At 41.4% G+C, this 25,180-nt stretch carries 22 protein-coding genes and 1 CRISPR repeat array; of the genes, 5 read left to right on the top strand and 17 right to left on the bottom strand.

Annotated elements, in window-relative coordinates:
- Positions 1-2: 2 nt before the first annotated feature.
- The 9 genes from DC082_RS02905 to DC082_RS02865 are packed head-to-tail and all read right to left on the bottom strand — an operon-like array spanning position 3 to position 5,219.
- On the bottom strand, positions 3-236 hold the full coding sequence (locus DC082_RS02905; RefSeq protein WP_109235675.1) for a hypothetical protein: 234 nt from the start codon (positions 234-236) through the stop codon (positions 3-5).
- An 11-nt stretch (positions 237-247) separates the two neighbouring features.
- Complete coding sequence (locus DC082_RS02900) at positions 248-961, bottom strand: Mor transcription activator family protein (protein WP_157957389.1); 714 nt, start codon at positions 959-961, stop codon at positions 248-250.
- Between the two features lies 1 nt (position 962).
- Positions 963-1,367 carry a regulatory protein GemA gene (locus DC082_RS02895; protein WP_109235673.1) on the bottom strand — a complete coding sequence of 135 codons (405 nt, stop codon included), beginning with the start codon at positions 1,365-1,367 and terminating at the stop codon, positions 963-965.
- Complete coding sequence (locus tag DC082_RS02890) at positions 1,364-1,615, bottom strand: hypothetical protein (RefSeq protein WP_109202174.1); 252 nt, start codon at positions 1,613-1,615, stop codon at positions 1,364-1,366. Before DC082_RS02890 ends, DC082_RS02895 begins: the two co-directional genes overlap by 4 nt.
- Entirely contained in the window at positions 1,616-1,843 is a 228-nt protein-coding gene (locus DC082_RS02885; RefSeq protein ID WP_109235672.1) for a hypothetical protein, read from the bottom strand.
- Positions 1,840-2,130, bottom strand: coding sequence for a hypothetical protein (locus tag DC082_RS02880; protein WP_109235671.1), 291 nt, complete (start codon positions 2,128-2,130; stop codon positions 1,840-1,842). The genes DC082_RS02885 and DC082_RS02880 overlap by 4 nt, the downstream gene beginning before the upstream one ends.
- A 10-nt stretch (positions 2,131-2,140) precedes the next feature.
- Positions 2,141-3,016 (bottom strand): AAA family ATPase, encoded by an 876-nt coding sequence (locus tag DC082_RS02875; RefSeq protein ID WP_109236174.1) that lies wholly within the window; start codon positions 3,014-3,016, stop codon positions 2,141-2,143.
- Between the two features lie 9 nt (positions 3,017-3,025).
- A complete protein-coding gene (locus DC082_RS02870; protein WP_229821540.1) occupies positions 3,026-4,912 on the bottom strand; it encodes a Mu transposase C-terminal domain-containing protein in 1,887 nt (628 codons plus the stop codon).
- A 40-nt stretch (positions 4,913-4,952) separates the two neighbouring features.
- Positions 4,953-5,219 (bottom strand): helix-turn-helix domain-containing protein, encoded by a 267-nt coding sequence (locus tag DC082_RS02865; RefSeq protein ID WP_109202179.1) that lies wholly within the window; start codon positions 5,217-5,219, stop codon positions 4,953-4,955.
- A gap of 168 nt (positions 5,220-5,387) precedes the next feature.
- Here DC082_RS02865 and DC082_RS02860 point away from each other — a divergent pair, with 168 nt between their 5' ends.
- On the top strand, positions 5,388-6,146 hold the full coding sequence (locus DC082_RS02860; protein WP_109235670.1) for an XRE family transcriptional regulator: 759 nt from the start codon (positions 5,388-5,390) through the stop codon (positions 6,144-6,146).
- Between the two features lie 388 nt (positions 6,147-6,534).
- A CRISPR array of direct repeats spans positions 6,535-7,401; the repeat unit is 28 nt; unit sequence TTTCTAAGCTGCCTATACGGCAGTTAAC.
- A 286-nt stretch (positions 7,402-7,687) separates the two neighbouring features.
- Here DC082_RS02860 and aroC read toward each other — a convergent pair.
- The 3 genes from aroC to cysS all read right to left on the bottom strand — a co-directional run bounded on the left by aroC (position 7,688) and on the right by cysS (position 10,777).
- Positions 7,688-8,755: a chorismate synthase gene (gene aroC / locus DC082_RS02855; RefSeq protein ID WP_109235669.1), complete on the bottom strand. Its 1,068-nt coding sequence runs from the start codon at positions 8,753-8,755 to the stop codon at positions 7,688-7,690.
- A gap of 385 nt (positions 8,756-9,140) precedes the next feature.
- Entirely contained in the window at positions 9,141-9,416 is a 276-nt protein-coding gene (locus DC082_RS02850; protein ID WP_094567114.1) for an HP0495 family protein, read from the bottom strand.
- Complete coding sequence (gene cysS, locus DC082_RS02845) at positions 9,413-10,777, bottom strand: cysteine--tRNA ligase (protein ID WP_109235668.1); 1,365 nt, start codon at positions 10,775-10,777, stop codon at positions 9,413-9,415. The genes DC082_RS02850 and cysS overlap by 4 nt, the downstream gene beginning before the upstream one ends.
- Before the next feature lie 417 nt (positions 10,778-11,194).
- Here cysS and DC082_RS02840 point away from each other — a divergent pair, with 417 nt between their 5' ends.
- A complete protein-coding gene (locus DC082_RS02840) occupies positions 11,195-12,403 on the top strand; it encodes a multidrug effflux MFS transporter (protein ID WP_109235667.1) in 1,209 nt (402 codons plus the stop codon).
- A gap of 236 nt (positions 12,404-12,639) precedes the next feature.
- On the opposite strand, the gene dnaJ is transcribed toward DC082_RS02840, so the two are convergent.
- From dnaJ to DC082_RS02815, 5 genes are all read right to left on the bottom strand, one after another.
- Entirely contained in the window at positions 12,640-13,782 is a 1,143-nt protein-coding gene (gene dnaJ / locus DC082_RS02835) for a molecular chaperone DnaJ (RefSeq protein ID WP_109235666.1), read from the bottom strand.
- Between the two features lie 616 nt (positions 13,783-14,398).
- Positions 14,399-16,312 carry a molecular chaperone DnaK gene (dnaK, locus tag DC082_RS02830; protein WP_109235665.1) on the bottom strand — a complete coding sequence of 638 codons (1,914 nt, stop codon included), beginning with the start codon at positions 16,310-16,312 and terminating at the stop codon, positions 14,399-14,401.
- A 535-nt stretch (positions 16,313-16,847) separates the two neighbouring features.
- Positions 16,848-17,600 (bottom strand): YggS family pyridoxal phosphate-dependent enzyme, encoded by a 753-nt coding sequence (locus tag DC082_RS02825; protein WP_109235664.1) that lies wholly within the window; start codon positions 17,598-17,600, stop codon positions 16,848-16,850.
- A 36-nt stretch (positions 17,601-17,636) separates the two neighbouring features.
- On the bottom strand, positions 17,637-19,016 hold the full coding sequence (locus DC082_RS02820; protein ID WP_094567120.1) for a sigma-54-dependent transcriptional regulator: 1,380 nt from the start codon (positions 19,014-19,016) through the stop codon (positions 17,637-17,639).
- 221 nt (positions 19,017-19,237) lie between these two features.
- The gene (locus DC082_RS02815; protein WP_109235663.1) at positions 19,238-21,769 is read right to left on the bottom strand and encodes a DNA topoisomerase I; all 2,532 of its coding nucleotides are present in this window, start codon (positions 21,767-21,769) and stop codon (positions 19,238-19,240) included.
- A 511-nt stretch (positions 21,770-22,280) separates the two neighbouring features.
- On the opposite strand from DC082_RS02815, the gene DC082_RS02810 reads away from it, so the two are divergent.
- From DC082_RS02810 to DC082_RS02800, 3 genes are read left to right on the top strand one after another with little or no spacing between them, the layout of a single operon-like run.
- The gene (locus DC082_RS02810; RefSeq protein ID WP_109236172.1) at positions 22,281-22,643 is read left to right on the top strand and encodes a diacylglycerol kinase; all 363 of its coding nucleotides are present in this window, start codon (positions 22,281-22,283) and stop codon (positions 22,641-22,643) included.
- Between the two features lie 49 nt (positions 22,644-22,692).
- Positions 22,693-23,712 (top strand): tRNA (adenosine(37)-N6)-threonylcarbamoyltransferase complex transferase subunit TsaD, encoded by a 1,020-nt coding sequence (gene tsaD, locus DC082_RS02805; protein ID WP_109235662.1) that lies wholly within the window; start codon positions 22,693-22,695, stop codon positions 23,710-23,712.
- Between the two features lie 4 nt (positions 23,713-23,716).
- Complete coding sequence (locus tag DC082_RS02800; RefSeq protein WP_109235661.1) at positions 23,717-25,075, top strand: deoxyguanosinetriphosphate triphosphohydrolase; 1,359 nt, start codon at positions 23,717-23,719, stop codon at positions 25,073-25,075.
- Positions 25,076-25,180: the final 105 nt, after the last annotated feature.

Below are 25,180 nucleotides of genomic sequence, written 5' to 3'. Positions count from 1 at the left end.
TCTTACTCCTGCTCAGGCTTTCCAAAGATTTTGATGATATTTCCATCTTTATCAATAAAAGAAATTCCTTTACCTTTTTCTAATCTCAGTTCGACACATTCCTTCCTGGTTCGCTTTATCTCTCCAGTTATCATCTCTCGTGTCCACTTTTCTAAATGATGTCTTTTATTTTTAAGGGATAAAGATAGTACATCTTTAAACTCAGGATCACCTTTTTTTATAATCTGTATCTTCACTTTCAGATCTCCTAAATCAATGCTTGTTGTTTGCTAGCTTCCCGTTCTGCATTCATCTCTTTCTTAATATTGAATGCTTGCCGGTATGTGATTCCAAAGCGAGGGCCAAGTAGGAAAATCGCTCTCTCTTGGCTGATGCCGAGATCGATAATTAACTTCTCAACGGCTTTCCAAAACTCCACATTGCGGATTTTAACCATCGCCTCAAAACAGCGGGGGATATAGAGTCTGGTGCCTTGATAGTGCTGTACGATTTTCTCAACCGTAGATTTATCTAATATGGAGCGCAGATCTTGGTAAGCGTAGCTATCTTTAGCATTCGTGATGAGCATTGTGTTGCCACCATATTTCTTAATGACTTCAATGGCATTTCTCATCCCAATAACTTCAACCAGTTCTTTTCCCGACTCCGGCAAGATCTCGCTATATTTGCTGATCTCATCATAGAATTGCTCACTTTGGGTTAAGCGTTCTAAATAAGCAGATTCAATCTCATCGAGATCACTGGGAATAATGAGATCTTGCCCTCGGAAGACCTCCATGAGAGGTCTTGTTTGATTGCCAAGAATATGTTTTAAAGCCTGATAGACAGAGCCACTTAAGTGTTCGGACGGCACTGCAAAGCTTGAACCACCAAATTCTCTCACTAATTCTAGCGTTAATTTAATGCCGACCGTGTCAATAATCATCTGCGTCGTTCTTGGTAGTAACTTTAATCGTTCCATCTTAGATCTCCTTCCTGTTGTTCTTCCGGTTTGCATGGGTTTGGAGTGCTGCAACTAATCGGTGAAGTTGATCATGTGAGAGCCAATTTGCACGATCAACACCAAACATCTGCTTTGCCATTCCGTTAATATAGTTCCAAGTGAGGTTTTGCTCCTTGAGAATCGCATAGAGCTTACGGAACATCGGTTTTAATGCCTTTCTGGCGCGGTCATTCTCTTGGAACATTAGCTTATCCATCTCTTTGATCACTAATAGCTGTTCCTCTTTGGTCATCTCAGTCGTAGAGCGCTTCTGGGTTAAGCGGTAGAGAAATGCTTCATAGTTATCACGATCAGAGAGCCCTAAGATCTTACTTTGCATAATCTTGATTCGAGCTATTCGCTTATTACGATCTGCTTTATTCATCGTCCTTCCTCCTTGTAAATTTCATAGCAAGGCATTGAACAGAGAAGCTTGTGCGAAACAGTGCCGCAGATCACACAAGCCTTCTCACAGTCACACCAGCCGGCATTACCGCACATCTGCTTAACAACATGATGATCTTGCGTTTTAGGGCTAAGATAATGTTTATACTCCAAAGCGGTACTAAAATTCGCATAGATTGGGCTGATAGGTTGGTTACGATCACTATTTCTTTTAAATACTGCAAACATCTAATACCTCCATGATCCAAGGTGAGAAGAGATTTTATTCATACTCACCGAAGCTAACTTCACATCCTCTTTGCTATATAAGTGATAGCCCAACTGCACCTTAACGATTTTATGGACTTGATTTGCGATCCCTCGAACTTGAGGGATCACATCACAAATAATATTGAGCTCTTTCGTAAAGCTATCGTCTTGATATCTCACTAACTCTTTTTCAATCTGCATACTCATACAAACCCCCAAACTTTACGCTTTGGCTTAATCTCTCTAATAGGGGCAGATTGCTTCCAAGTGATTTTGAAACCATTCATCGAGATAAAGAGCTCATTACGCAAATCATCTCGATGAGCTACGCCGTAACGCAACTGCATCATCTGCTCTGAGGTTGGGCGTTCAATCTTGATCTCATGATCCGTTAAGGAAACATCAATTACAGAAATTCCGGCAGATTGAAGCCTATGCAGTGTTGAAAAGAGATTCTTTGTTTCATTCAAAAAGTGTTGAGTTGATTTAGACATAATTAGCTCCTTAGTGAACAAGCATTTCAGAAAATTGGGTAATGATATTTTGATCAATCGGACGATCATTGATTTCAGCAGTGCGAATAGCACCGCGGAGTAACTTATTGAGACGGCGAGCATTAGCGCCACATTTCTCAAAGAGCAGCCCATTAAACTCATCGGTGTTGAGCGTAGCCTCCGCCAGTGCATAGATATCTTCTTTCTCTAAGCGATCTCCCATTGAGTAGTGAAAACCAACACGGCTATAAAGCTGAGCATGTTCACTATTACGGCCACGCATATTCATTAATAATCTTGGAAGACCTGCAAGCACTAACCCAACGCCAGCCTTATCGTGAATTCTTCTAAGAGTCTCAAGCGCTCGATATGGTAGATATTCCGCTTCATCAATAATGATTAAACGACCCGTGCCTTTAAGGCGCTCAATAATCGCTTGGCTCATATCGTGCAGAGATCCTTTCTCTGATAAGTTCAATCTGATACAGATCTCCCGAAGTAGGACTTTCGCGGTATAGGTCGGTTCAGTCTCGATAAAGATCACATTCTTCTCTTGGCGGACATACTCTTTAAGTGTTTGAGTTTTACCGAGTCCCGCAGCACCCGTAATGAGTGAAATATCATTCTCAAGATGCGCATAACGGATCACATCTAAGGCTCGGCGTGATTTAGGCGTTGGCACGTAAGGGAAGGTATGACGATCTAATACTTTCTCTTCAACACGTTGCAGTAATGCGCGGATACTGCTTTCAAGGTTTTTGATATCGCCAGGATAGTTACCTTTGAGATATTGATTCACTACCGATGGTGATACATCTAATTGAGCAGATACTTGGCGTTGGCTGAGTTTATGCTCTTGCATATAGGCTTTTAATTCATTAATCATGTTTAACTCCTAGGCTTTCTTTTTTTTTAATTCAAACTCTTCACGTTCTGATTCAAACAAGAAGACAGGTTCTTTCTCTTCTTTGGGCATCTCGATGAAGTTGCTAAAGTCTGGTTGGTGATCGATCGTTCCGCGTGCTTCTGCTTCCACCTCTTCCATACGTTTTTGAAGCGTACGGAGGCGATTCTTACGGCGTCTCTCACGAACTTCTTCCACATATGCTTTCGGGAAAGCATCGCGCTTATTACCATCAAACTCGGCCTCACAGATAAAGCGTCCATCGATATCTCGGATAATGACGCTCGAAGCATCGTGAATATCAAAGCTCACTTGAACTTCTAAGCCGTTATACGGTGCGAGATCCATCGAAAAGTATTGGTTGTTGTAGAGCGATACCCAGCCACGCTGAACGGTACGGATTTCGCTTGGTCTAAAGAGATCACGGATCTCCGCATCCGTTAGATAATCAACTTCAGCTGTTTCAAGCTGTTTCTTACGAGCTTCTGCCGGTGTCGTTCCAAGCTCTCTATGAATATGTTCATTGTTGTACCAGTCGATACCAGCCTGGCACATGTCAATAAACTGCTGCCACGAAGGAATCTTGTTTACCGTTGTTTCTTGTTGCGTCGTAAGTTCTTTGCCTTTAGCAACCGCATTTGAAGCACTATCAACAGCAACTAACATCTTACGAACAGACTCACGATCTGAATTACCGCCGAAGTAAGTTGGGAACTGTCTTGCTATACGTTGTGCTACGGTTCTATTTAAGCGCTCAATAATTCCGCGTCCTTGCGGATTACCGGGGATACCCGTTTTATGCTCAACACCAAGACGAGCAAAGATACCTGTGACATCGTGATCTAAATGCTTGGCTGTCTGACCACCACCATTATCTGAATAGTAAATAAGCGGAAGGCCATGCTTCTCAACACCGTGACGAAATGCATCTGCAACCGCTAAAGTGTTCTCAGCAAGCGATACCGACCATCCCACAATGTAACGATTCGCTGCATCGATGATCATCGTAAGTTCTGGGATAAAAGGACGACCGTGATCTGGGTGCTGTACTTTGAGTTTCATCGAAGTACCATCTCCTACCCAAGCGCCATTCAAACCCAATACTTCCCAATTGCGCTTCACATATGGCAATACCGCTTTACGATCTGAACCAGTCACACGACCTTTTTCACGATCGATCTCACTCATACGGCGTAATGCATAACGCACTTGATGAATCGTGGGATACTCTTTCTTCTGAGCAATGCAGATATTGACAAACTCAACATAAGCCTCTTCAACACTGATTCCTGAAGGCACTTGATAGATCTTCAAGAAGAGCGGTAACCAAGGAATTGACTTCAAAGGTTTCGCTTTTGGTTGACCCGGTGCAAGTGCTTGCACTCTTTCGGCCGGTGTTTCGCATTTAGCTGCCGTTAATACATAGCGCATCAAAGAGCGCTCGGAGATTACACGGCCTTTTTGGCGACGAGCATTTGCTAAGTAAGCAGCTTCTTGTAATGAAGGTTCTAACTCTCCCGCTTTGGCTTGTTTAACAATCGTTTTAACAGCGTTTAAACGAGTCGTTGTTTTTTCAAGCTCCGCAACTGCTGCAACAAGATAGAGACGAGCATCAGCAATCTCTCTCTGTTCAGTTGTAAGCTGATCTAATTCTTTAGATTCCGGAATCGTTAGCGATTTAACTTTTGCATGACGCGGTTCAATAACCAGGTTCGCAATTTCGTATTCGCGGATCTGTTGTTGAATTTCGGGAGGCATAGAGGCAACTTCATATTCGTAGCCACCGCCTCGACCTTGTCTCTCTTGCTTATTCCAGTTGTTGCGATTAGCTGTTGCAGTAATATTTTGAACAGTACTGGGTAAACCATGTAAGTTCATTTCTGACAATTCTTTCGCACTATAAAAAAGTTTCATAAGATTACCCAAACATACGAGATTCTTTTAGTTTTCTTTCCTGAAAGCGAGTAGGCCATATTTGTTCAGGTGGAATTCCAATCGCATTTGCGATAATTCTTTCTCCTTTTGGAAATGGTCTATATAATGCTTGGCTTAAAGAGGAAGATCCGGCATAACCATGTTTAAAGGCTAATTGCCTGATCGACCAACCATTTTTATGAAGAGCTGCAATGATGTCAGCGCGATGCCAATCACGTTGGCTGTTTTTTTCTTTGCTTAATACGTTCATTTACTAACCCTCTTTATTTAGTGAAAGATGTTAACGAATGAGTAGATGATATAACCAAATAAGAAGATAGTCAACTTGAATGATCATATCGATATCATCATTCAAGTTCTTAATCGTATACAAAAGAGCATTTAGGATGTTCTAGCGCATATATCAAGGAGATAAGTGATGTCAAATGAGAAGTTGAATGAAACAGCTAATCATTCAAGTTTAAAAAATGAACTTGAATGCGAAAGCTCTTTTCACAAACGATTACTTTCATTAGTAGAAGAAGTCGGGAATCCAAATGCCTTTGCTAATAAGGTAGGAGTATCACCATCTGGAATTCATCGATTGATGGAGGGTGGAACACCAGGAATGCCTCTATTAATTAAAATATGCGATGCATTTAATATAAGTAGCGATTGGCTAAGTAGAGGTATTGGGCAAAAATACTTATCTTCAGAAAATGTCGATATGCCTAACTTAGCGGTTCTGAACACATTAGGGGAGTCTGTTGATTTAAATGAGTTTGTGTTTATTCCCCGTTATAACATCAGTGCAAGCGCTGGGCATGGTTGCGATGTAAGCCAAGAAATGTATATGCACTCAATGGCATTCAGAAAGTATTGGATTGATAACGTTCTTGGCGTATGTGCTAAAGATCTCATTGCAATAGGTGTAAGGGGTGATTCTATGGAAGGTGAGATTAGTGATGGGGATGTTATTCTTATCAATACGGCAGATAAGCATCTTAACAACGGGATCTACGTCATCCGAATCGATGGTGATCTCATCGTTAAACGCATCCAAAAGCTACCAGGCAATAAGATTGAGGTCTCAAGCACCAATAATGTCTATAGACCCTTTGAGATAGATCTAAGCAATCAACCAAACGATTTTGGTGCTATTGGTAGAGTTGTTTGGCATGGTCGTAATGTGCCGTAACTTTAAAGTAGCCTACAAATAACAACTACAACCCACTTTCAACCTCTCTATAAAAACAAAACACTTCAAAGGCTGTCATTGCAACAGCTCTGAAGTGTTTTTGCTTGAACTATTAAAACCTATCATTTTTTAATAGTTAACTGTTTAAAGTTGAAAGTGCCTAATCTTTTAAACGGCTGTTTAATAAACGTTTAAACACCTATTAAACAGTTGTAACAATATGCCAATCATTTCGCAAAAAACTAACATGAATTAGCATTTTGTGCCAAAGGCCGTTTTTTGCAGCAAACCTCGGTGAAGCCGATAACATCAAAGCTCATCGAGGTTCTTCTTCAGCCTCTCCATGTGCCACAATGATCAGTACCCCACATTCTTTCCAGGGGAAATATTTATAAGCTGCCTATACGGCAGTTAACGTAGGTTCAAATCCTACAAGGCACACCAAGCTTTTCTAAGCTGCCTATACGGCAGTTAACCTAGAAGAGCATAACGCAGTGCTTTTGTAAGATTTCTAAGCTACCTATACGGCAGTTAACTCATGCTCTAAGGGCTTAGACAGGGGCTTTCGTTTCTAAGCTGCCTATACGGCAGTTAACAAGCAGACGCGGAAACGGGCGGTAGCGGTTGTTTCTAAGCTGCCTATACGGCAGTTAACTGGTTTGCCCCTAAATATCACATTAATGAGCTTTTCTAAGCTGCCTATACGGCAGTTAACGCACATTTGAAGAGATTCGGGAAGATGAATACTTTCTAAGCTGCCTATACGGCAGTTAACAATTAGAGCAAGAATTAATAGAAGTTTAATTTTTTCTAAGCTGCCTATACGGCAGTTAACAAAGATTGACTATAAGTCTATCAATTGCGCAGTTTCTAAGCTGCCTATACGGCAGTTAACCAATTGCACGCTCAACAACGCGCACTAAATCATTTCTAAGCTGCCTATACGGCAGTTAACATATAGAGATAGCGCCGTCAAAATTCATATTTTTTCTAAGCTGCCTATACGGCAGTTAACCCCTCCACGCTATAATAGTACTCCTCGAGCAATTTCTAAGCTGCCTATACGGCAGTTAACACTTTCTGCACCCATCTTGAATGCACCAACTCTTTCTAAGCTGCCTATACGGCAGTTAACTCACGCGGATCTAATTGTGATTCTGAAACATATTTCTAAGCTGCCTATACGGCAGTTAACGTATTGGTCAAGGCGGCCGAATCTTATCAGAATTTCTAAGCTGCCTATACGGCAGTTAACTATAGATTTAAGCCTTAAAAGGACTGAGTAGTCTAAGTTTAAGGCGCTTTTGCCTTTAAAAACCTATTATTTTCTCATGCTGTGTAACTTATTGATTTATTGCTAAATTTTTAAAGAGCATAAAATAAAGGTTAAAAAGGATTAATACCTTGAAATCATATTAATCCCCATCTGTAAAGAAGTTCTTATTACTTTTGTGAAGAATAGTGGTGATAAGAACCTCCCTCTCTATTGAAGCGTAATTTATGATGAACGATAGGTCAAGAGGCTCATTGATCGATAATATTTATTGGCCGGTCTGTCCGCGATGGCGTAGTGCATGATCGAGCAGGGTAATCGCTAACATCGCTTCTGCGATGGGGGTTGCGCGAATACCGACACATGGATCGTGTCGCCCTTTGGTGATGACTGATGTCTCATTGCCGTCAATATCCACAGTTTTTCCTTCTAAGCGAAGGCTTGAGGTGGGTTTTAAGGCGATATGGGTAATGATAGGTTGACCTGAGGAGATGCCCCCGAGGATTCCACCTGCATGATTAGAGAGAAATCCATCAGATGTGATCTCATCTCTAAATTCGGTACCAAGCGCTTCTACAGCGGAAAATCCATCACCAATTTCGACCCCTTTTACGGCATTAATTCCCATCATGGCATGTGCAATATCGGCATCTAAGCGATCAAATACCGGCTCTCCTAAACCGACAGGAGGGTTCTCGGCAATAACGGTGACTTTCGCGCCAATAGAGTTTCCAGATTTGCGGAGTTGATCCATATAGTTTTCTAGCTCGGCCATATCCTCTAAGCAAGGCCAGAAGAAGGGGTTTCCTTCCGCTTCAATGGCTGCCTTTTGGAACTGACTTGGTTTGATCGGCCCTAATTGTGAGAGATAACCATAAATTTCAGTACCATAAAGTTTTTTCAGTACAGCTTTTGCAATTGCACCGGCAGCGACACGAATGGCTGTTTCCCGCGCACTAGAGCGCCCACCACCGCGATAATCACGTACTCCATATTTATGGTGATAAGTATAATCGGCATGACCAGGTCTAAAGAGATCTTTAATATCGTTATAATCTTTCGAGCGCTGATCCTCATTCTCAATGAGTAGGGCGATAGAGGTTCCGGTACTTTTACCATCGAAAACACCAGAGAGTATCGTGACTCGATCCGCTTCTCTGCGTTGAGTTGTATGGCGTGATTGCCCCGGCTTACGGCGATCAAGATCGACCTGTAACATCTCTTCATTAATTTCGATTCCTGGAGGGCAACCATCAACAATCGCAACTAATGCCTTTCCGTGACTCTCTCCTGCGGTAGTTACACAAAATAATTTTCCGATGCTATTGCCCGACATATACTTTCTCTCCCTTGTCGATATGAGATTAACTTATTATTTCTTTATTGTTGCCTTTATTTTGAATCGCTCTCGATTCAGCCCATTGAGCAGAATAGCACCTTTTTGCGCTTGTCGCATCTTCCTGTTTTTCTTCTTGATGCTCCTCCCGATAATAAGAAGAGGTTTGTCACTTTTTATACCATTTTCAAAAGTATCTTAATCTATCTCAAGGGATCTCAAGGGATCTACAAGGCAGATGAGATGGGGAGAATAAAAAAAGAGGTCCACACTTGTGGACCTCTGAGATGCGGTTATTTGCAGGTATTCGTTATAAGTTATGACTTGTATGACCTGTATGATCTATAACGAAATGATAACCTAAATTATGATTGAGATTGCAATCTTAGATTGCGAAAAGCACACGCTTTTCATCTTTTAATAACTCATAGACTTTATCGATATGTCCCTGTTCAGTGACAAAGACTTCTATAGTTAAAGAGATATATTTACCAGACTTACTCATATTACGCTTAATACGATCGTGATCTAGTTTAGGGTCAACCTCTTTCATTAAGCCGATAATCAGCTCTTCAAAGTCGTCACTATTTTCCCCCGTTACTTTAAATGCAAAGTGGGTTGGGAAATCGACAAGTGATTCGCCAGTTTCTGGATTAATCATGATATTTTTCTCCAAGTTGTTTGACCATCTTTATCTTCAAGCGCGATGCCTAATGCGGCAAGTTCATCTCGTATACGATCTGATTCAGCCCAATTCTTCTCGGCTCTCGCTTGATTACGGGCAGCGATCATTGCATCAATATCGATCGCTAAGTGCTCTGTATCCCCCTGTAAAAAGTGGGTTGGATCTTGTTGTAAGATTCCTAGTACAGCACCTAACTCTTTTAAAAGCGTATAGTAAACAGGCTCTTTAGTTCGATTATAGTTGTTCGCTACTTCATGTAATATGGAGATTGCTAAGGGAGAATTAAAGTCATCATCCATAGCTGCGTAGAAATTATCCAATATTGGATGGCTCTCCGGCATCGGAACAATCTCTTCAGGCGCTGTAGCGAGTGCAGTATAGAGACGCTTTAGACCATTTCCTGCTTGGGTGATGGTATCCGTTGAGTAGTTAATATGGCTGCGATAATGAGTGCTTAAGATAAAAAAGCGTAAGACTTCAGCAGGGTAGAGCTCAAGAATCTCGCGAATAGTGAAGAAGTTACCGAGCGATTTACTCATCTTCTCATTATCGATGTTGATAAAGCCATTATGCATCCAATAATTTGCCATCGGTTTATCGTGGCAGCCTTCAGATTGGGCAATCTCACACTCATGATGGGGGAATTTAAGATCCATTCCACCGCCATGAATATCAAAATGCTCCCCAAGATGTTCTGCGCTCATCACAGAGCATTCAATATGCCAACCGGGGCGACCAGGTCCAAAGGGGGAATCCCATGCGGGCTCTCCCGCTTTTGCATGTTTCCAAAGAACAAAGTCGAGGGGATCTTCCTTATATTGGTCGATTGCGATGCGTTCTCCTGCTCTTAACTCATCGATCGATTGATTGGAGAGCTTACCATAATCTTTAAATTGGCGAACGCGATAGTAGACATCGCCATTATCAGCATGATAAGCGAGTCCTTTTTCGATTAATTGCTCAATCATTGTAAGCATGCCGGCAACATGATCTGTAGCACGGGGCTCTTCATCTGGCTTTAAGATATTGAGTGCATCACAATCCTCATTCATCTTTTCGATAAACTCAGCCGTAAGTTCATCAATCGTAATTCCCCGCTCATTAGCGCGGGCAATAATTTTGTCATCAATATCGGTAATATTGCGGACAAATTTGAGATTATAACCCCGATGGCGGAAGTAGCGATTGATCATATCAAAGGCAACAAGAGAGCGAGCATGACCAATATGACAATAATCGTAGACCGTCATTCCACAGACATACATCTTAATCTGTTCAGGATTAATCGGTATAAACGGTTCTTTTTTGCGTGTTAGGCTATTGTAGATTTGAATCATGCTCTTTGATCTCCAGCTTTAAAAAAGACTCAATCGGTCAGTCGTTATTTTATGAGTATCTCTACGTCTTTGCTACTTTGCGATTCTCTTAAAGAGTATTGTTAAAGAGTATTGCTTAAAGGGTATCGATAAACGGCCATTACTCAATGAAATAATAAGCCCACCATTTTACAGTATCTTGCACGATATTGATAATGAATTGCTGATAGCCTAGCTCATACATCTTAAATAGATTGCTTCTTAACTCTAAATGATAGTAGATATGATATAATTTCCATTCTCAATAACTTATTGTAGAGATTGGTAAATGGTAATGAACTCTTGAGTTCATGGATTCTTGAGTCTTCATTTCTTGAGTTTTCATTTAAGTTCTCACTCTACGATTTTAAAATTTAATGATTAGGTCGATCAATATTTATGGTTCTCTATACTCCTAAAAAACTCCCTGGTGTTCCTCTACTGGTCATTATCATTACTCTGATGGGGGCTTTTGCTCCGATGTCGATCGATCTCTATCTACCGGCATTTTTACAGATTCAGGAGGGGTTTGGAACCACCGATGCCGAAGTTAAAAAGACCTTAACGCTCTTTCTGTTAGGACTCTGTGTCGGAATGATGTTTTATGGGCCTCTCTCCGATAAATATGGTCGACGCAATATTATCTTAATCGGAGCGATTATCTACTCCATAACCAGTATCTTAAGTACTTTAGTTTCGCAAATTGAAGGCTTGCAGGCACTACGCTTGATTCAAGCAATTGGTGCCGGCGCCTGTATGGTGGTCGGGCGCGCGGTAATTCGAGATGTCTTTAAGGGGAAGGAGGTTGCGGTGATGATGTCGGTGGTGCAGGTGATTATGATGATTGCGCCACTCTTAGCACCTCTTATCGGTGTTGCGGTACTCTATCTCTTTAAGAGTTGGCAGGCGCTCTTTTGGGTCTTAACTTTTTTTGGTAGCGCTGCTTTTTTTCTGACCTTCTTCTTTCTGCCAGAGACCTATCAAAAAGAGGATCGAGGTGATATCAGTATTGCGCAGACCTTTAAAAATTACGGTTTGATCTTGAGAGATCGCCGCTCCTTAGGCGCTATGCTCGGTTGTGCATTGCCCGCGGGTGTTGTATTTGCTTATGTCACCGGTTCCTCTTATCTCTATCAAGCGCAATATGGCTTAAGTGAATTCCATTTTAGTATTCTATTTGGACTCAATATTGTTGGAGTGATTATTAGTGCGCTCCTCAATATTCTCTGTCTCAAACGTTTTAGTGTGATCACTTTGATCCTTTTTGGGCTTGTATGGATCAGTCTTGCCGGCATTATTATGTTGTTCTGGGGAGATCAATCTCTCATTGGTTTTTTCCTCTCAACTTTCCTTTTGATGTGTGTATCTGGCTTTATAGGGAATAATATTGTCTCTCAAATTATTGAACTCAACTATCATCGAGCAGGAGCGGCAATGGCACTGAACTCAGCAACACAATTTTTTGTTGGCGCGATTGCAAGTTATATCGTGACACATCATCAAGAGCTTTTAACAGTAGTGATGGGGGTTTCCGGAATTTCAGGTGCGATTGCTTATTTTCTTCTCTATCAGCCATGGCGTGAGATTCATGTAGAGCCGAGCAAATAATAGAAAAGTTGATAAAAGCTGATAAAAAAGCTGATAAGTAAAAAGCCCAGAGAGCTAATGAACTCTTTGGGCTTTTGTTTGGGATTTAGTGCGAAGATGCTAGCTTACAATCGCTAGTAGGTTCATTATCCCATCGACCTCTTCTCATCTTGATGTTGATCGAGATAGATTATAAATGATCTATATAGAGCCATAGGGGATTATATAGCTCCATTGAAGAGGGCGAGTTAATGATTTTACTTACCTAAATCTTCGAAAAAACGTTTAGCTTTATCTAACCAACTATTCTGTTTAGGTGCGTGATTTTCCCCTAATGTTTCACCAAATTTACGCAACATCTCTTGCTGTTCGCTGCTCAATTTAACCGGGGTCTCTACTTTGATTGTGCAGTAGAGGTCACCTTGCGCACCGCCTCGAACGGGCTTAACCCCTTTTCCGCGTAATCTAAAGACTCGATCTGTCTGTGTTTCTGCCGGGATCTTTAAGTTAACGCGTCCATCGAGGGTAGGGACTTCTATCTCGCCCCCTAATGCTGCGGTTGTAAAGCTGACCGGCACTTCACAGTAGAGGTTTTCATCTTCGCGAGTGAAGATGGCATGTTTCTTCACGCGGATCTGTACGTAGAGATCGCCATTCGGCCCGCCATTTTCACCAGCTTCACCTTCACCAGAAAGGCGAATTCGGTCACCAGTATCAACGCCAGCCGGTACTTTAACCTCAAGTGTCTTATTCTTGCGAATACTGCCACTACCATGGCAATGTTTACAAGGATTGGTAATCTTCTTGCCGCGACCATGACAGTCAGGGCAGGTCTGCTGTACAGAGAAGAAGCCTTGTGATACACGAACTTGTCCTAAACCGTGACAGGTTGGGCAGGTAACAGGTTCTGATCCTTCAGCAGCTCCGCTACCATTACAGTAGTGACAATGAACTTTTGTCGGTACAGTGATTCGGGTTGTTGTCCCAAAGACAGCCTCTTCTAAGGTAATATCGAGCTGGTAACCAATATCTTCTCCACGATATGCACGGGGACCACCTTGTGCGCCACCGCCACGATTGCCGAAGATATCACCAAACATATCACCAAAGATATCGCCGAAATCAGCGCCGCCGAAGCCGCCAAATCCACCCTGTCCAGCACCAGCTTGACCATTGACACCTGCATGACCAAATTGATCATACATTCTTCGTTTCTCTTCATCGTAGAGAACTTCGTAGGCTTTCTGAACCTCTTTAAACTTCGCTTCAGCTTCCTCTTTATTCTCCGAATTACGGTCTGGATGATATTTTCCAGCAAGTCTTCTGTAAGCTTTACGGATCTCATCTTGTGTCGCTGTTTTCGCTACGCCTAAGACCTCATAATAATCGCGTTCCGCCATATATGCTTATTCCTTAATTTCTCTATCGTTTGACTCTATCACTATCTTCTATAAATGATTTCTGTAATAACTATTTTACTGTTTTACTATTTAAACTATCGGTATTGGTTAAATATCACTCTCTTCAACATTTTTAATATCTTTAATATCCTTAATACCTTTAGTGCTTTGAGTATCTATATTAATATTTCTACTATTAATGCCTAGTTAATAGGATTGAATAGATCTGAATACAAATAGATCTTCATATATCTATCTTTGTTCTTCTGGTTGTTGCAGTTAAACAGATTATCAATCTAGATTACAGAAGGTGGGTAAGTGGGTAGCTTTCAGATTAACCTTTAAGCTCTTAGCGAGAGATCAGTGTTAGATTAATCACTATCACCACTCCTATTACTTTGGGCACTTATTAAATCATGATTGATAAGATGTTTAATCGATATTAAATCTATGGTTCATCTTTATCGATGTTCTTATGAGAACTCTATTTGAGAGTCTTGTCTATCGAATCTCTATTGACTATTTTTACGACCAATATCAATTCTGTTTGTTTAGACTTTAAAAGAGGATACCCCTTTCGAGGTATCCTTCATAGAGTACTTATGATGAAAGAGAATTACTTCTTCTCACCTTTGTCATCTTTTACTTCTTCAAACTCGGCATCTACAACATTGTCATCTTTCGCTTCTTGACCTTCAGCTGTTTCGCCTTGTTCTGCATAAGCTTTCTGTGCAAGCCCACCCGCAAGTTCTGTTAATTTCTCAGTTTTTGCATTGATATCAGCAAGATCACTGCCTTTTACGGCTTCTTTAAGCTCTTCGATCGCTGCTTCAATCGCTGTTTTTTCAGACTCTTCTACTTTATCTGCTAAATCTTTAAGTGATTTTTCAGAAGCGTGGATCATCTGTTCAGCCATATTGCGTGCAGAAACGAGCTCTTGGAACTTCTTATCATCTTCAGCATGCTTTTCAGCATCTTTGATCATCTTCTCGATATCATCTTCAGAGAGACCAGAGTTTGAACGAATCTGGATAGATTGCTCTTTACCTGTCGCTTTATCTTTTGCTGAAACATTCATAATACCATCAGAGTCGATATCAAATGTTACTTCGATTTGTGGCACACCGCGTGGTGCTGGTGGAATGTCTGAAAGATCAAACTGACCTAAAGAGTGGTTCTCAGAAGCTTGTGGACGCTCACCTTGTAATACATGAATCGTTACCGCAGGTTGATTATCCTGTGCTGTAGAGAATACTTGGCTTGCTTTTGTTGGGATCGTTGTATTCTTCTCGATCAATTTAGTCATCACGCCACCCATTGTCTCGATACCGAGAGAGAGTGGAGTTACGTCAAGAAGGAGAACATCTTTGACATCACCACCTAATACACCGCCTTGTACCGCAGCACCTGATGCAACAGCTTCATCTGGGTTCACATCATGACGAGGCTCTTTACCAAAGAACTCTTTAACTTTCTCTTGCACTTTAGGCATACGAGTCTGACCACCGACAAGAATGACATCATCGATTTGGCTCGCAGAAAGACCTGCATCTTTAAGTGCTACACGGCATGGCTCAAGCGTACGATCGATAAGATCTTCTACTAACGCTTCAAGTTTTGCGCGTGTCATCTTGATATTAAGATGTTTTGGTCCTGTATTATCTGCCGTGATGTAAGGAAGGTTGATCTCTGTCTGCTGTGCAGAGGAGAGTTCGATTTTCGCTTTTTCACCTGCATCTTTAAGACGTTGTAACGCTAAAGGATCATTTTGGAGATCGATACCGGTCTCTTTTTTGAACTCTTCAACAAGGTAGTTGATAATAGCATTGTCAAAGTCTTCACCACCAAGGAAAGTATCACCATTAGTTGAGAGAACTTCAAACTGTTTGTCGCCATCAAAGTCAGCAATTTCGATGATGGAGATATCAAATGTACCGCCTCCTAAGTCGAATACTGCAACTTTCTTCTCACCCTTAGAGTCTTTATCAAGACCATAGGCAAGAGCAGCTGCTGTTGGTTCGTTGATAATACGTTTTACATCAAGACCTGCGATCTTACCTGCATCTTTTGTTGCTTGACGTTGCGCATCATTAAAGTACGCAGGAACAGTGATCACGGCTTCTGTTACTTTCTCACCAAGATATTTCTCGGCAGTCTCTTTCATCTTCATTAAGACACGTGCAGAAACTTCTGGTGGTGCCATCTTCTGATTATCTAAGACTTCAACCCATGCATCGCCATTATCAGCTTTGATAATAGAGAAGGGAACAATCTCACGATCTTTCTGTACTTCTGCGTCATCAAAGCGACGGCCAATAAGACGTTTGATTGCATAGAGTGTATTTTTAGGGTTGGTAATTGCCTGACGTTTCGCCGGCTCACCTGTTAAAACTTCATCGGGAGTATATGCCACGATAGAAGGGGTTGTGCGATCACCTTCTGCGTTCTCAATAACGCGCACTTTATCGCCTTCCATTACGGCAACACATGAGTTAGTTGTACCTAAGTCAATACCAATAATTTTAGCCATTATTTTATTTCCTTTATTGTCACTTATTATTGAATCAATGATTGTTAATAATTGTTGTTGAGTAATGCGTTAAAGTCAGAATTAATCAGATTTAAATCAGATTTATGAGGTTTTAAAGTTCCATAAGATCAATCAGATCAATATCGATATTAATATCGATGAGAAAAGGTTGATCTAACACAATTCATAAGAGATCTTAGATCTCTGCTCTAAACTTCCCTTACTTCTCTTTACAACTTAAAATCTTTCAATTTATCTTTCATCTTCTTTAGCCTACTTCATTCTCTGAGTACAATATGGGAACGAATTTTTAGACTTCAAGTGTTTTTATCTATTTTTCTTAAATTTTTTTTGAGTTTTTCTTAAATATTCTTCTAAATCTTACTCTTAAAGCTCTAAAGTTTGTTATATGGTTTGCCTCATTCCTAGCGATATATCGGCCTTAGGGGAGATTGTTCTAGCTGAAGGACTTCGTGGAAAGTTGATCAAAATAGGATCTATTTCCACTCTATCTCTTAGTGTTTATTTTTGAGGTTTATACCTCTTTTGAGGGTTTTCTTGCACCAAAGATATCGCTACCGATACGGATAATGGTGGCGCCTTCTTCAATTGCAAGCTCTAGATCTCCACTCATTCCCATAGAGAGTTCTTTAGCATCTTCAGGAAGTAAGCCTTTTTGCCTCATCTCTTCACTCAACTCTCTTAATGTAGAGAATCCTGCACGAATAACGTCTGGATTATCAGATTGAAGGCCAATTGTCATCAAGCCTCGAATCTCAAGGTGAGTAAAGGGGGCGAGATCCTCTAGAAATGGGGCAAGTTGGTCGGGAAGTAACCCCTGTTTATTGGGATCTAATGAGCTGTTGACCTGAATTAAAATGGCTGTTTTTTTATTTAAAGCTTGAGAGGCTCGATCGATACGGCGAGCGATTCTGACGCGATCAACACTTTGGATACAATCTGCATACGCTGTAACCTCATTCACCTTATTTCCTTGTAATGGACCAATAAAGTGAGTCTCTCTGGGTGTTTTAAAAGGGATATTGATCTTTTGGAGGAGTTTGGGGGCTTTTTCCATCAGTTCTTGGGCTCTATTTTCACCGATAAGCCCATAACCGAGAGCAATTGCTCGATTAATTGTATCGATCGACTGCTCTTTTGTTGCTAGGAGGAGAGAGATCTCACTGGGATCTCTTTGAGCACATTTTGCGGCGCTCTCGATCCGTTGATAGATCTTTTTGATATTGGAGAGAAGTTGTTGGTCGCTGATCTGTACTTCTGTCGTCATGTCCTATTTACCTCTATTTTTAACTTTTATTAGCCACTAGTAACCTTTTTTAGGGTCGATATCGAGCGATTTTAACTTGCGATAGAGGTTTGTTCGCTCCATTCCTACCAATTCAGCAAGATTTGCGATATTCCCTTCAGAGCGTTCATATTGTGCGATCAAATAGGCTCGTTCAAACTGTTCTCGAGCTTCCCTTAAGGGAAGATGGAGCGGTAGATGATCTGTTAAGTTGGTTAAGTTGCTACTATTTTTAAGATCTTGTTCTAATGCTTGATTGACCTCTTCTAGTGTAACTTCATCGCTTTTACCTAAGACCAATAAGCGTTGAATGATATTTTTAAGTGCGAGATGATTGCCACTCCACTGATGGTTTCGAAGACGATTTTGCGCTGCAATAGAGAAGTGGCGATAGGTTAAGCCTTTATCATCAACAAAGTAGTGGATGTAGGCATTGACTAATTCCGGCACATCTTCAGGGTGTTCTGCAAGAGAGGGGATCTCGATAAGAACGACATTAATTTGATGCCAGAGAGGTTCAAGAAAATCTCCGCTCTCAACAAGCGAGAGGAGTCCAGGTTGTGCTGAGAAGATATAGCGAATATTTGTGGGGGTAATGGTGCCTGTTTGTGGATGGATATATGATTTTGTTTGGATAAGATCATAAATCAGCTTTTGTGCGCGATCATCTGCTTGCTCTAAGTTGCTAAGATAGAGAGTGCCGCCATCAAGCGATTGGAGGAGTTGTGAACGTTTCTCCGCATTTTCAATAAGTTCTTTTACTTCATTTAAGCTGAGTGAGTTGAAACTCAATTCCAAGAAGGGGGCTTTTTTTCTATTTGATGAAGTATGGATATAGCTTGCAATGCCGGCTACTTCAGAGCCAAATGTATGGAGAAGAAGAACATTGGTGTCTGATTTAGCCGCTTCGATTAACCTCTCTCTTAAGGTTACCATCAATTGACTTCGACCAATCGGTTCAAAGGGAGGGATTGCCGGCGGAGCACTCTGTAAGGACTCTTCTGCCTGAGGAGTTTTTGATTTTGATTCTTCCAATGTCTTCTCAACGACGAGGAGTAACTTTGCTAATGTTAATGGCTTTTCAAGAAAGTCGACAGCGCCTAATTTAGTCGCTTCAATCGCATGCTCTAAAGTTCCATGTCCACTCATCATAATAACAGGGCAGTGTAGCTCGCTATTATTACGCCACTCTCCTAAAAGGGAGATGCCATCAATATCGGGCATCCAGATATCGAGAAGAATTAGATCAGGCTCTCGCTCTGCTTTTAGCGCTTTAGCCTCTGAGCCATTATAAGCCATTGCGACTTCGTAACCTTCATCTTGTAAAATGTCACTAACAAGGTTACAGATATCTTTTTCATCATCAATAATTAGGATATAAGGTTTTTCTTGTGACATAGTGAATTGACTCTCTCTTATCAAATTAGGGTAGGGGTAAATAGGGCTAGGCAGATCAATAGGCTCTTTTTAAAGGGGCTATTGATTCTGTGTTATAGCATTCATTTTATCAATAAAGAGGAAAAAGGGGTGTCTTTAACCACCCCTTTTGTAAAATTAGCCTCTCTGTTCTCTCTATTGCGATAGAGGTAGAGATAGAGTTCAGAATTATTTGAGGATGATTACTCCTCACTACTCTCCTTGGCACTACTCTTTTTACTACTGCTCTTCTTAGTCGCAGTGCTCTTGGTTGTACTCTTCTTGGCTGTAGTACTCTTTGTCGTACTACTCTTCGTTGCCGTGCTCTTTTTGGGAGAGGATTTTTTGGCCGTGCTCTTTTTGGCGGTCGTTTTTTTAGTTTCAGCCTTATCATCTGCACTTTTTTTAGTGCTACTCTTCTTTGTTGCAGCTTTGCGGCGACCTTTTGCCGGTGCTTTTGCCAATAGCTCTTTACACTCTTCTAATGTTAGTAGTGCCGGATCACTCTCTTTCGGGACCTTCGCATTTTTGGTGCCATCTGTAATATAAGGTCCGTAGCGACCATTAATTACTTCGATCAATACATCACCATCTTGGAATGAGTTGATGAACTTAGCGGCTTCCGCTGCTTTATGCGCTTCTACAATTTCCATCGCACGCTCAAATGTGACGCTATAAGGATCATCCTCTTTTAGAGAGACAAATTTGCGTGGACCATATTGTATGTAAGGACCAAAACGGCCAATATTTGCACGAATGTCGTAGCCGTCTTCTCCTTGACCTAAAACGCGAGGAAGGCGGAAGAGTGCCATCGCTTCTTCAAAAGTAATGGTGTCAATACTCTGTCCTGGAAGAAGTGAGGCAAAACGGGGTTTCTCCTCATCATCCTTATCTCCGATTTGAGCAAAAGGTCCATAGCGACCAATTCTTACAGAGACTGGCTTTCCTGTTTTAGGATCTTCTCCCAATACTTTAGCCTGAGCCACTTCAGCGCGGGTGACATTCTCTTCAACATGATTACATTGTGCGATAAAGGGGGTCCAAAATTCTTCTAAAAGAGGAATCCACTCTTTTTCTCCATTTGCGATCTCATCGAGATTATCCTCCATGAGTGCCGTAAATTCATAATCGACGATGCGAGTAAACTCTGAAGAGAGGAAGCGTGCGACAATTTTCCCCATGTCGGTAGGGATAAAACGACGACTATCCAAAATAACATATTCTCGATTTTGGAGCGTTGAGATAATGGAGGCGTAAGTTGAGGGGCGTCCAATACCAAATTCTTCGAGAGACTTGACAAGAGAAGCCTCCGTATAGCGTGGGGGTGGTTCAGTGAAGTGTTGATTTGGTTTGATCTCGGTAAGATCGATTATTTCCCCAATTGCCATTTCTGGAAGGATCTTATCTTCATCTTTCTGCTCCTCTTTTTCATCATCAACATCCTCGAGATAGAGGCTCATAAAACCTGGAAAAGCAATGGTAGATCCTGTTACACGGAAGGTATGAAGACCTTTTTCTCCCAAATCGATCGAGGTGGTATTCATGATTGCAGACTCCATCTGAGAGGCAATGGCGCGTTTCCAGATCAGCTCATAGAGGCGATATTGATCAGAAGTCAGGTGCTCTTTTACCGATTCCGGAGTTCTAAAGACAGATGTTGGGCGAATCGCTTCATGCGCTTCTTGGGCGTTTTTTGCCTTTGTCTTATATTCTCTAGGTGCTTTAGGAAGGTACTCATCGCCATGTTGACTCTTAATATAGCGACGAATATCTTCAAGCGCTTCGTTAGAGAGAGTGACAGAGTCTGTACGCATATAAGTAATGAGACCGATCGTTTCAGCCCCTAGGTTGATCCCTTCATAGAGATCTTGCGCTGTTCGCATTGTGCGAGTTGTACTAAATCGCAGTTTACGTGAAGCTTCCTGTTGTAAGGTTGAGGTGGTAAAAGGCGCTGCCGGATTACGACGACGCTGCTTCTTTTCAACATTGTAGACAGGGATTTTATTATTAAACCGCTTCTCGAGTGTTGCTTTAGTGGTATTTGCGCTCTTTTCATCGGTAATGGTAAATTGCTCTACCTTTTCACCGTTATACTCGATTAATTTACCGGAGAAGGTCGAACTCTCTTTTGCAAGGTCGGCAAAGATTGACCAGTACTCTTGAGAGACGAAAGCATTGATCTCATCTTCTCGCTCTACAATTAATCTTAATGCCGGTGATTGCACGCGACCTGCAGAGAGGCCAGGGTTGATCTTTTTCCAAAGAAGTGGAGAGAGATTGAAACCGACAAGATAATCGAGAGCAGTTCGAGCTTGTTGTGCCTCTACAAGATCCATATCAATCTGTCGCGGATGTGCTACAGCATATTGAACGGCGCTTTTAGTAATTTCATTGAAAACCACACGGGTGATATTTTTCCCTGTCAGTGCTCTTTTACTCTTAAGATACTCTAAAATATGCCAAGAGATCGCTTCACCTTCTCTATCCGGGTCCGTCGCAAGCATAAGGTTATCCGCATCTTTTAATGCCTTCTCTATAGCAGCAAGATGTTTTCGGTTTTGGGGGATCACCTCATATTTCATCGCAAAATTATTATCTGGATCAACAGAACCAGTTTTGCGAACTAATTGTCTTACGTGACCAAAAGAGGCCAGAACGGTAAAGTCCTTGCCCAGATATTTTTCAATTGTTTTTGCCTTTGCAGGGGATTCAACAATAACTAAAGATTTACTCATCTAATTTCTCAATTATCCTACGATTGTAACGTATCTATTAACGTGTCTATATTTTATAGTTCAAAGTGGCACATATTTGCTACAATAACAAATTCAGATTTCTAAATTCAGATTTAAAACGAAGTAGTAGTTTGAGTAATTTATCTTAAGAATTCAAGCTATCGCTATAAATTAACCTAAAAAGTAGAATTGATATCAATATGTATTACGACCAGAAAAAACCAAAAAGATCTTTCAAGTGGCTCTATTTGATTCTTATAGTCGCCTTTGTTGTATGGGTGATGCTCGATGATACCGATAAAGAGAATGAAACAACGCAGATTATTGAGGTTGAGTTGCCTCAGTAGTCACTTTTATATTGATTGATTTGTTTAAATCGATCGATGTAACTAGATAGATACGAGTAGATCGAGATGATCAATGGGTAGAATTAGTATAGAGTCGGTCAATCAATCGATAATGATCAATCGATAATGAGGTTATCGATAAGGGTACAAAAGTGATGCAAAAGATGAATAAGCCTAACCGTAAGGGGTTGGCAAGAATTGTTGCAGCAACCCAATATTCTCTAAGAGGTCTGCAAGCAGCTTACCGCAATGAAGAGGCGATTCGTCAAGAGTTGTGGGCGGGAATTGTTATTGTTCCGCTCGCTTTTTTGATTGCGGATAGTGGTGTTGAGTTAGCTCTTCTTCTTGGAAGTGCGATTTTGATCTTTCTGATGGAGCTTGTTAATTCGGCTATTGAGTCTGTGGTAGATCGTATAAGTTTGGAGCATCACCCTTTATCGGGGCAGGCGAAAGATATTGGTTCAGCACTTGTGATGGTGGCACTCCTTCTTTTTGCCACTGTCTGGTTGGCGATTCTCTTTTATTGATTCTTACGATTGAATCTTTTATTGGATATTAGTTTGAGCAGAGGCAAAAGTGATTGTATTAGGAATTGAAAGTTCATGTGATGAGACAGGTGTCGCCATTTACGATGGGGCAGAGAGGAAGTTATTAGCACATCAGCTCTACTCCCAAATTGCTTTGCATGCTCAATATGGTGGTGTAGTACCAGAGTTAGCATCGAGAGATCATATTCGTAAGCTTCCCCTTTTAGTCAATGCTGCGATTGAAGAGGCGGGAATTAATCTTCATGATTTAGAAGGAATCGCTTTTACGCGAGGACCTGGTTTAATCGGCGCGTTAATGGTTGCGGCAACTTATGCTCAAGGTTTAGGGTTAGCGCTTAATATTCCTATTTTGGGTGTTAATCATATGGAAGCTCATCTAATGGCGGTCATGTTAGAGGAAGAGCGGCCAGAATATCCCTTTGTAACGCTATTGGTTTCCGGAGGTCATACGCAACTTGTCTTAGTGCGTGATTTTGGTGATTATGACCTTTTAGGTGAGAGCCTTGATGATGCAGTTGGGGAAGCCTTTGATAAAACAGCAAAGATAATGGGTCTTCCTTATCCAGGAGGCCCAGAATTAGCAAAGCTGGCTGAAGAGGGTGATCCTACTCGTTACCACTTTCCACGACCGATGGTGAATCGCCCGGGGTTAGAGTTTAGTTTTAGCGGTATTAAAACAAAGGCCCTATTGACGATTGAAGAGGCAACTGAAGCTGACTACCCTGATATTGCTGCTGCATTTCAGGAGGCATTAATCGATACTTTGATTCAAAAATCTTTAAGAGCACTAAAACTGACCGGTGCTAAAAATTTAGTGGTATCGGGAGGTGTAGGTGCTAACCAGCATCTTCGCGCAGAGCTGAGACGTTTAAGTGGCATTAAAGATTTTAAGGTCTATTTTCCTCGATCAGAGTTTTGTACGGATAATGGTGCAATGGTTGCTTATCTAGGATGTGAACGCTTGAGTCGAGGTGAGGAAAGCGAATCTGTAAAGCTTTTAGCTCGTTGGCCGATCGACCAGTTAACAGAGCGGGATGCCAAGGAGTAAAGGGATGGATCGATATTGTAGACGTTGGCAGGAGTTATTACCTCAAGAGCGATTAGGTGTTGAGGTCAAGCAGGGGGTGCAGAGTTATCGTACCGATTTCCAGAAAGATTTCGATCGCCTTATCTTCTCTGCTGCTTTTAGACGTCTTCAAGATAAAACGCAGGTTTTTCCTTTAGCGCAGACCGATTATGTTCGGACTCGCTTAACACATAGTTTAGAGGTTAGTAGTGTCTGTCGCAGTTTAGGTTCTCTACTTGGGGAGCATCTAGCACGTAAGAATGCGCTCTTTGAGATGACGCCTGCTGATTTAGGGGCAATTATGGCAGCAGGCGCTTTAGCGCATGATATTGGTAATCCGCCATTTGGTCATGCCGGTGAGGAGGCGATCAGTCGCTTTTTCAAACGTAATAACGTAGGCCGTGATGTTTTGTCACAGATGAAGCCTGAAGAGCAAGCTGACTTTCTAGCTTTTGAGGGAAATGCTCAAGCTTTTCGGGTTTTGACAAAGTTGCAAAATTCTACTAATAGAGGTGGATTACAGCTTTCAATCCCGGTTTTAGCTTCAATCTTAAAATATCCCTGTGCAAGTCTACATAAGCCCCGTGATGAAAATGTAGCATTTAAGAAATTCAATTACTTTCAATCAGAAAAAAAGCTCTTTTCGGAGGTCGCGACAGCTTCTTCAATGACACCTCACCCAACAGTTGAGGGGGCTTGGTTTCGACATCCTTTAGCATATCTATTAGAGGCGGCAGACGATATTTGTTACCATCTAGTAGATTTAGAGGATGCTTATCGTTTAAGATTATTAGGAAGTGAGCAAGTAGCCCATTTTTTAGAGTCTGTGATTACTAGTACGACAAAATTACCTGAAGAGAAATTGAGTCGTTTTACTCGATCGAAAGATCGGGTGGAATATCTTAGAGCATTTGCGATAGGTCTACTGGTAGATCAGACAATAAAGGCTTTCATTGAGAATGAAGCAGCAATTTTAGAAGGGCGTTTTAGTAAGAGTTTGCTGGATCTTATTCCGGCATCAGCGTCACTTCGAGAGATTAAAGCTTATTCGCAAGCAAACGTTTATCACTCTGATACAGTTTTAGAGGTGGGAATTGCAGGATTTAAAGTTTTAGAGACTCTGCTAGAAGCTTTTACTGAGGCGGTTGAATTTGGAGAGAAGGGTGGGGCAAGAACTAAGATGTTGTTAAAGTTCCTGCCTGATCAGTTTTTCTGTGAGGGGCGGGCTATTAGTTCTGATCCATATAAGCGAGTGCAACAGGTTACAGACTTCGTTTCTGGAATGACTGATCGCTATGCGGTAAAAGTATTCAAAATGATTACGGGGGTTGATTTGCCTGTATAACTCTTGTTTAATATGCGCTGAACTGCGGAGGTTGGCGCTTCTTGCTTTGATACTATTTATTATTGATAGATATCAAGACACAACTGCTTGATTCTAGTAAGATGA

Source organism: Ignatzschineria indica (assembly GCF_003121925.1).
GTDB lineage: Bacteria > Pseudomonadota > Gammaproteobacteria > Cardiobacteriales > Wohlfahrtiimonadaceae > Ignatzschineria > Ignatzschineria indica.
The sequence above is the reverse complement of the archived record's forward strand: the minus strand, read 5'-3'. Positions and strand labels throughout refer to the sequence as shown.

What these genes read in the sequence shown, in the direction of transcription:
- DC082_RS02900 (WP_157957389.1), bottom strand. Translation starts at nt 961, where the DNA reads ATGGAACGATTAAAGTTACTACCAAGAACGACGCAGATGATTATTGAC.
- DC082_RS02895 (WP_109235673.1), bottom strand. Translation starts at nt 1,367, where the DNA reads ATGAATAAAGCAGATCGTAATAAGCGAATAGCTCGAATCAAGATTATG.
- DC082_RS02890 (WP_109202174.1), bottom strand. Translation starts at nt 1,615, where the DNA reads ATGTTTGCAGTATTTAAAAGAAATAGTGATCGTAACCAACCTATCAGC.
- DC082_RS02885 (WP_109235672.1), bottom strand. Translation starts at nt 1,843, where the DNA reads ATGAGTATGCAGATTGAAAAAGAGTTAGTGAGATATCAAGACGATAGC.
- DC082_RS02880 (WP_109235671.1), bottom strand. Translation starts at nt 2,130, where the DNA reads ATGTCTAAATCAACTCAACACTTTTTGAATGAAACAAAGAATCTCTTT.
- DC082_RS02875 (WP_109236174.1), bottom strand. Translation starts at nt 3,016, where the DNA reads ATGATTAATGAATTAAAAGCCTATATGCAAGAGCATAAACTCAGCCAA.
- DC082_RS02870 (WP_229821540.1), bottom strand. Translation starts at nt 4,912, where the DNA reads ATGAACTTACATGGTTTACCCAGTACTGTTCAAAATATTACTGCAACA.
- DC082_RS02865 (WP_109202179.1), bottom strand. Translation starts at nt 5,219, where the DNA reads ATGAACGTATTAAGCAAAGAAAAAAACAGCCAACGTGATTGGCATCGC.
- DC082_RS02860 (WP_109235670.1), top strand. Translation starts at nt 5,388, where the DNA reads ATGTCAAATGAGAAGTTGAATGAAACAGCTAATCATTCAAGTTTAAAA.
- aroC (WP_109235669.1), bottom strand. Translation starts at nt 8,755, where the DNA reads ATGTCGGGCAATAGCATCGGAAAATTATTTTGTGTAACTACCGCAGGA.
- DC082_RS02850 (WP_094567114.1), bottom strand. Translation starts at nt 9,416, where the DNA reads ATGATTAATCCAGAAACTGGCGAATCACTTGTCGATTTCCCAACCCAC.
- cysS (WP_109235668.1), bottom strand. Translation starts at nt 10,777, where the DNA reads ATGATTCAAATCTACAATAGCCTAACACGCAAAAAAGAACCGTTTATA.
- DC082_RS02840 (WP_109235667.1), top strand. Translation starts at nt 11,195, where the DNA reads ATGGTTCTCTATACTCCTAAAAAACTCCCTGGTGTTCCTCTACTGGTC.
- dnaJ (WP_109235666.1), bottom strand. Translation starts at nt 13,782, where the DNA reads ATGGCGGAACGCGATTATTATGAGGTCTTAGGCGTAGCGAAAACAGCG.
- dnaK (WP_109235665.1), bottom strand. Translation starts at nt 16,312, where the DNA reads ATGGCTAAAATTATTGGTATTGACTTAGGTACAACTAACTCATGTGTT.
- DC082_RS02825 (WP_109235664.1), bottom strand. Translation starts at nt 17,600, where the DNA reads ATGACGACAGAAGTACAGATCAGCGACCAACAACTTCTCTCCAATATC.
- DC082_RS02820 (WP_094567120.1), bottom strand. Translation starts at nt 19,016, where the DNA reads ATGTCACAAGAAAAACCTTATATCCTAATTATTGATGATGAAAAAGAT.
- DC082_RS02815 (WP_109235663.1), bottom strand. Translation starts at nt 21,769, where the DNA reads ATGAGTAAATCTTTAGTTATTGTTGAATCCCCTGCAAAGGCAAAAACA.
- DC082_RS02810 (WP_109236172.1), top strand. Translation starts at nt 22,281, where the DNA reads ATGAATAAGCCTAACCGTAAGGGGTTGGCAAGAATTGTTGCAGCAACC.
- DC082_RS02800 (WP_109235661.1), top strand. Translation starts at nt 23,717, where the DNA reads ATGGATCGATATTGTAGACGTTGGCAGGAGTTATTACCTCAAGAGCGA.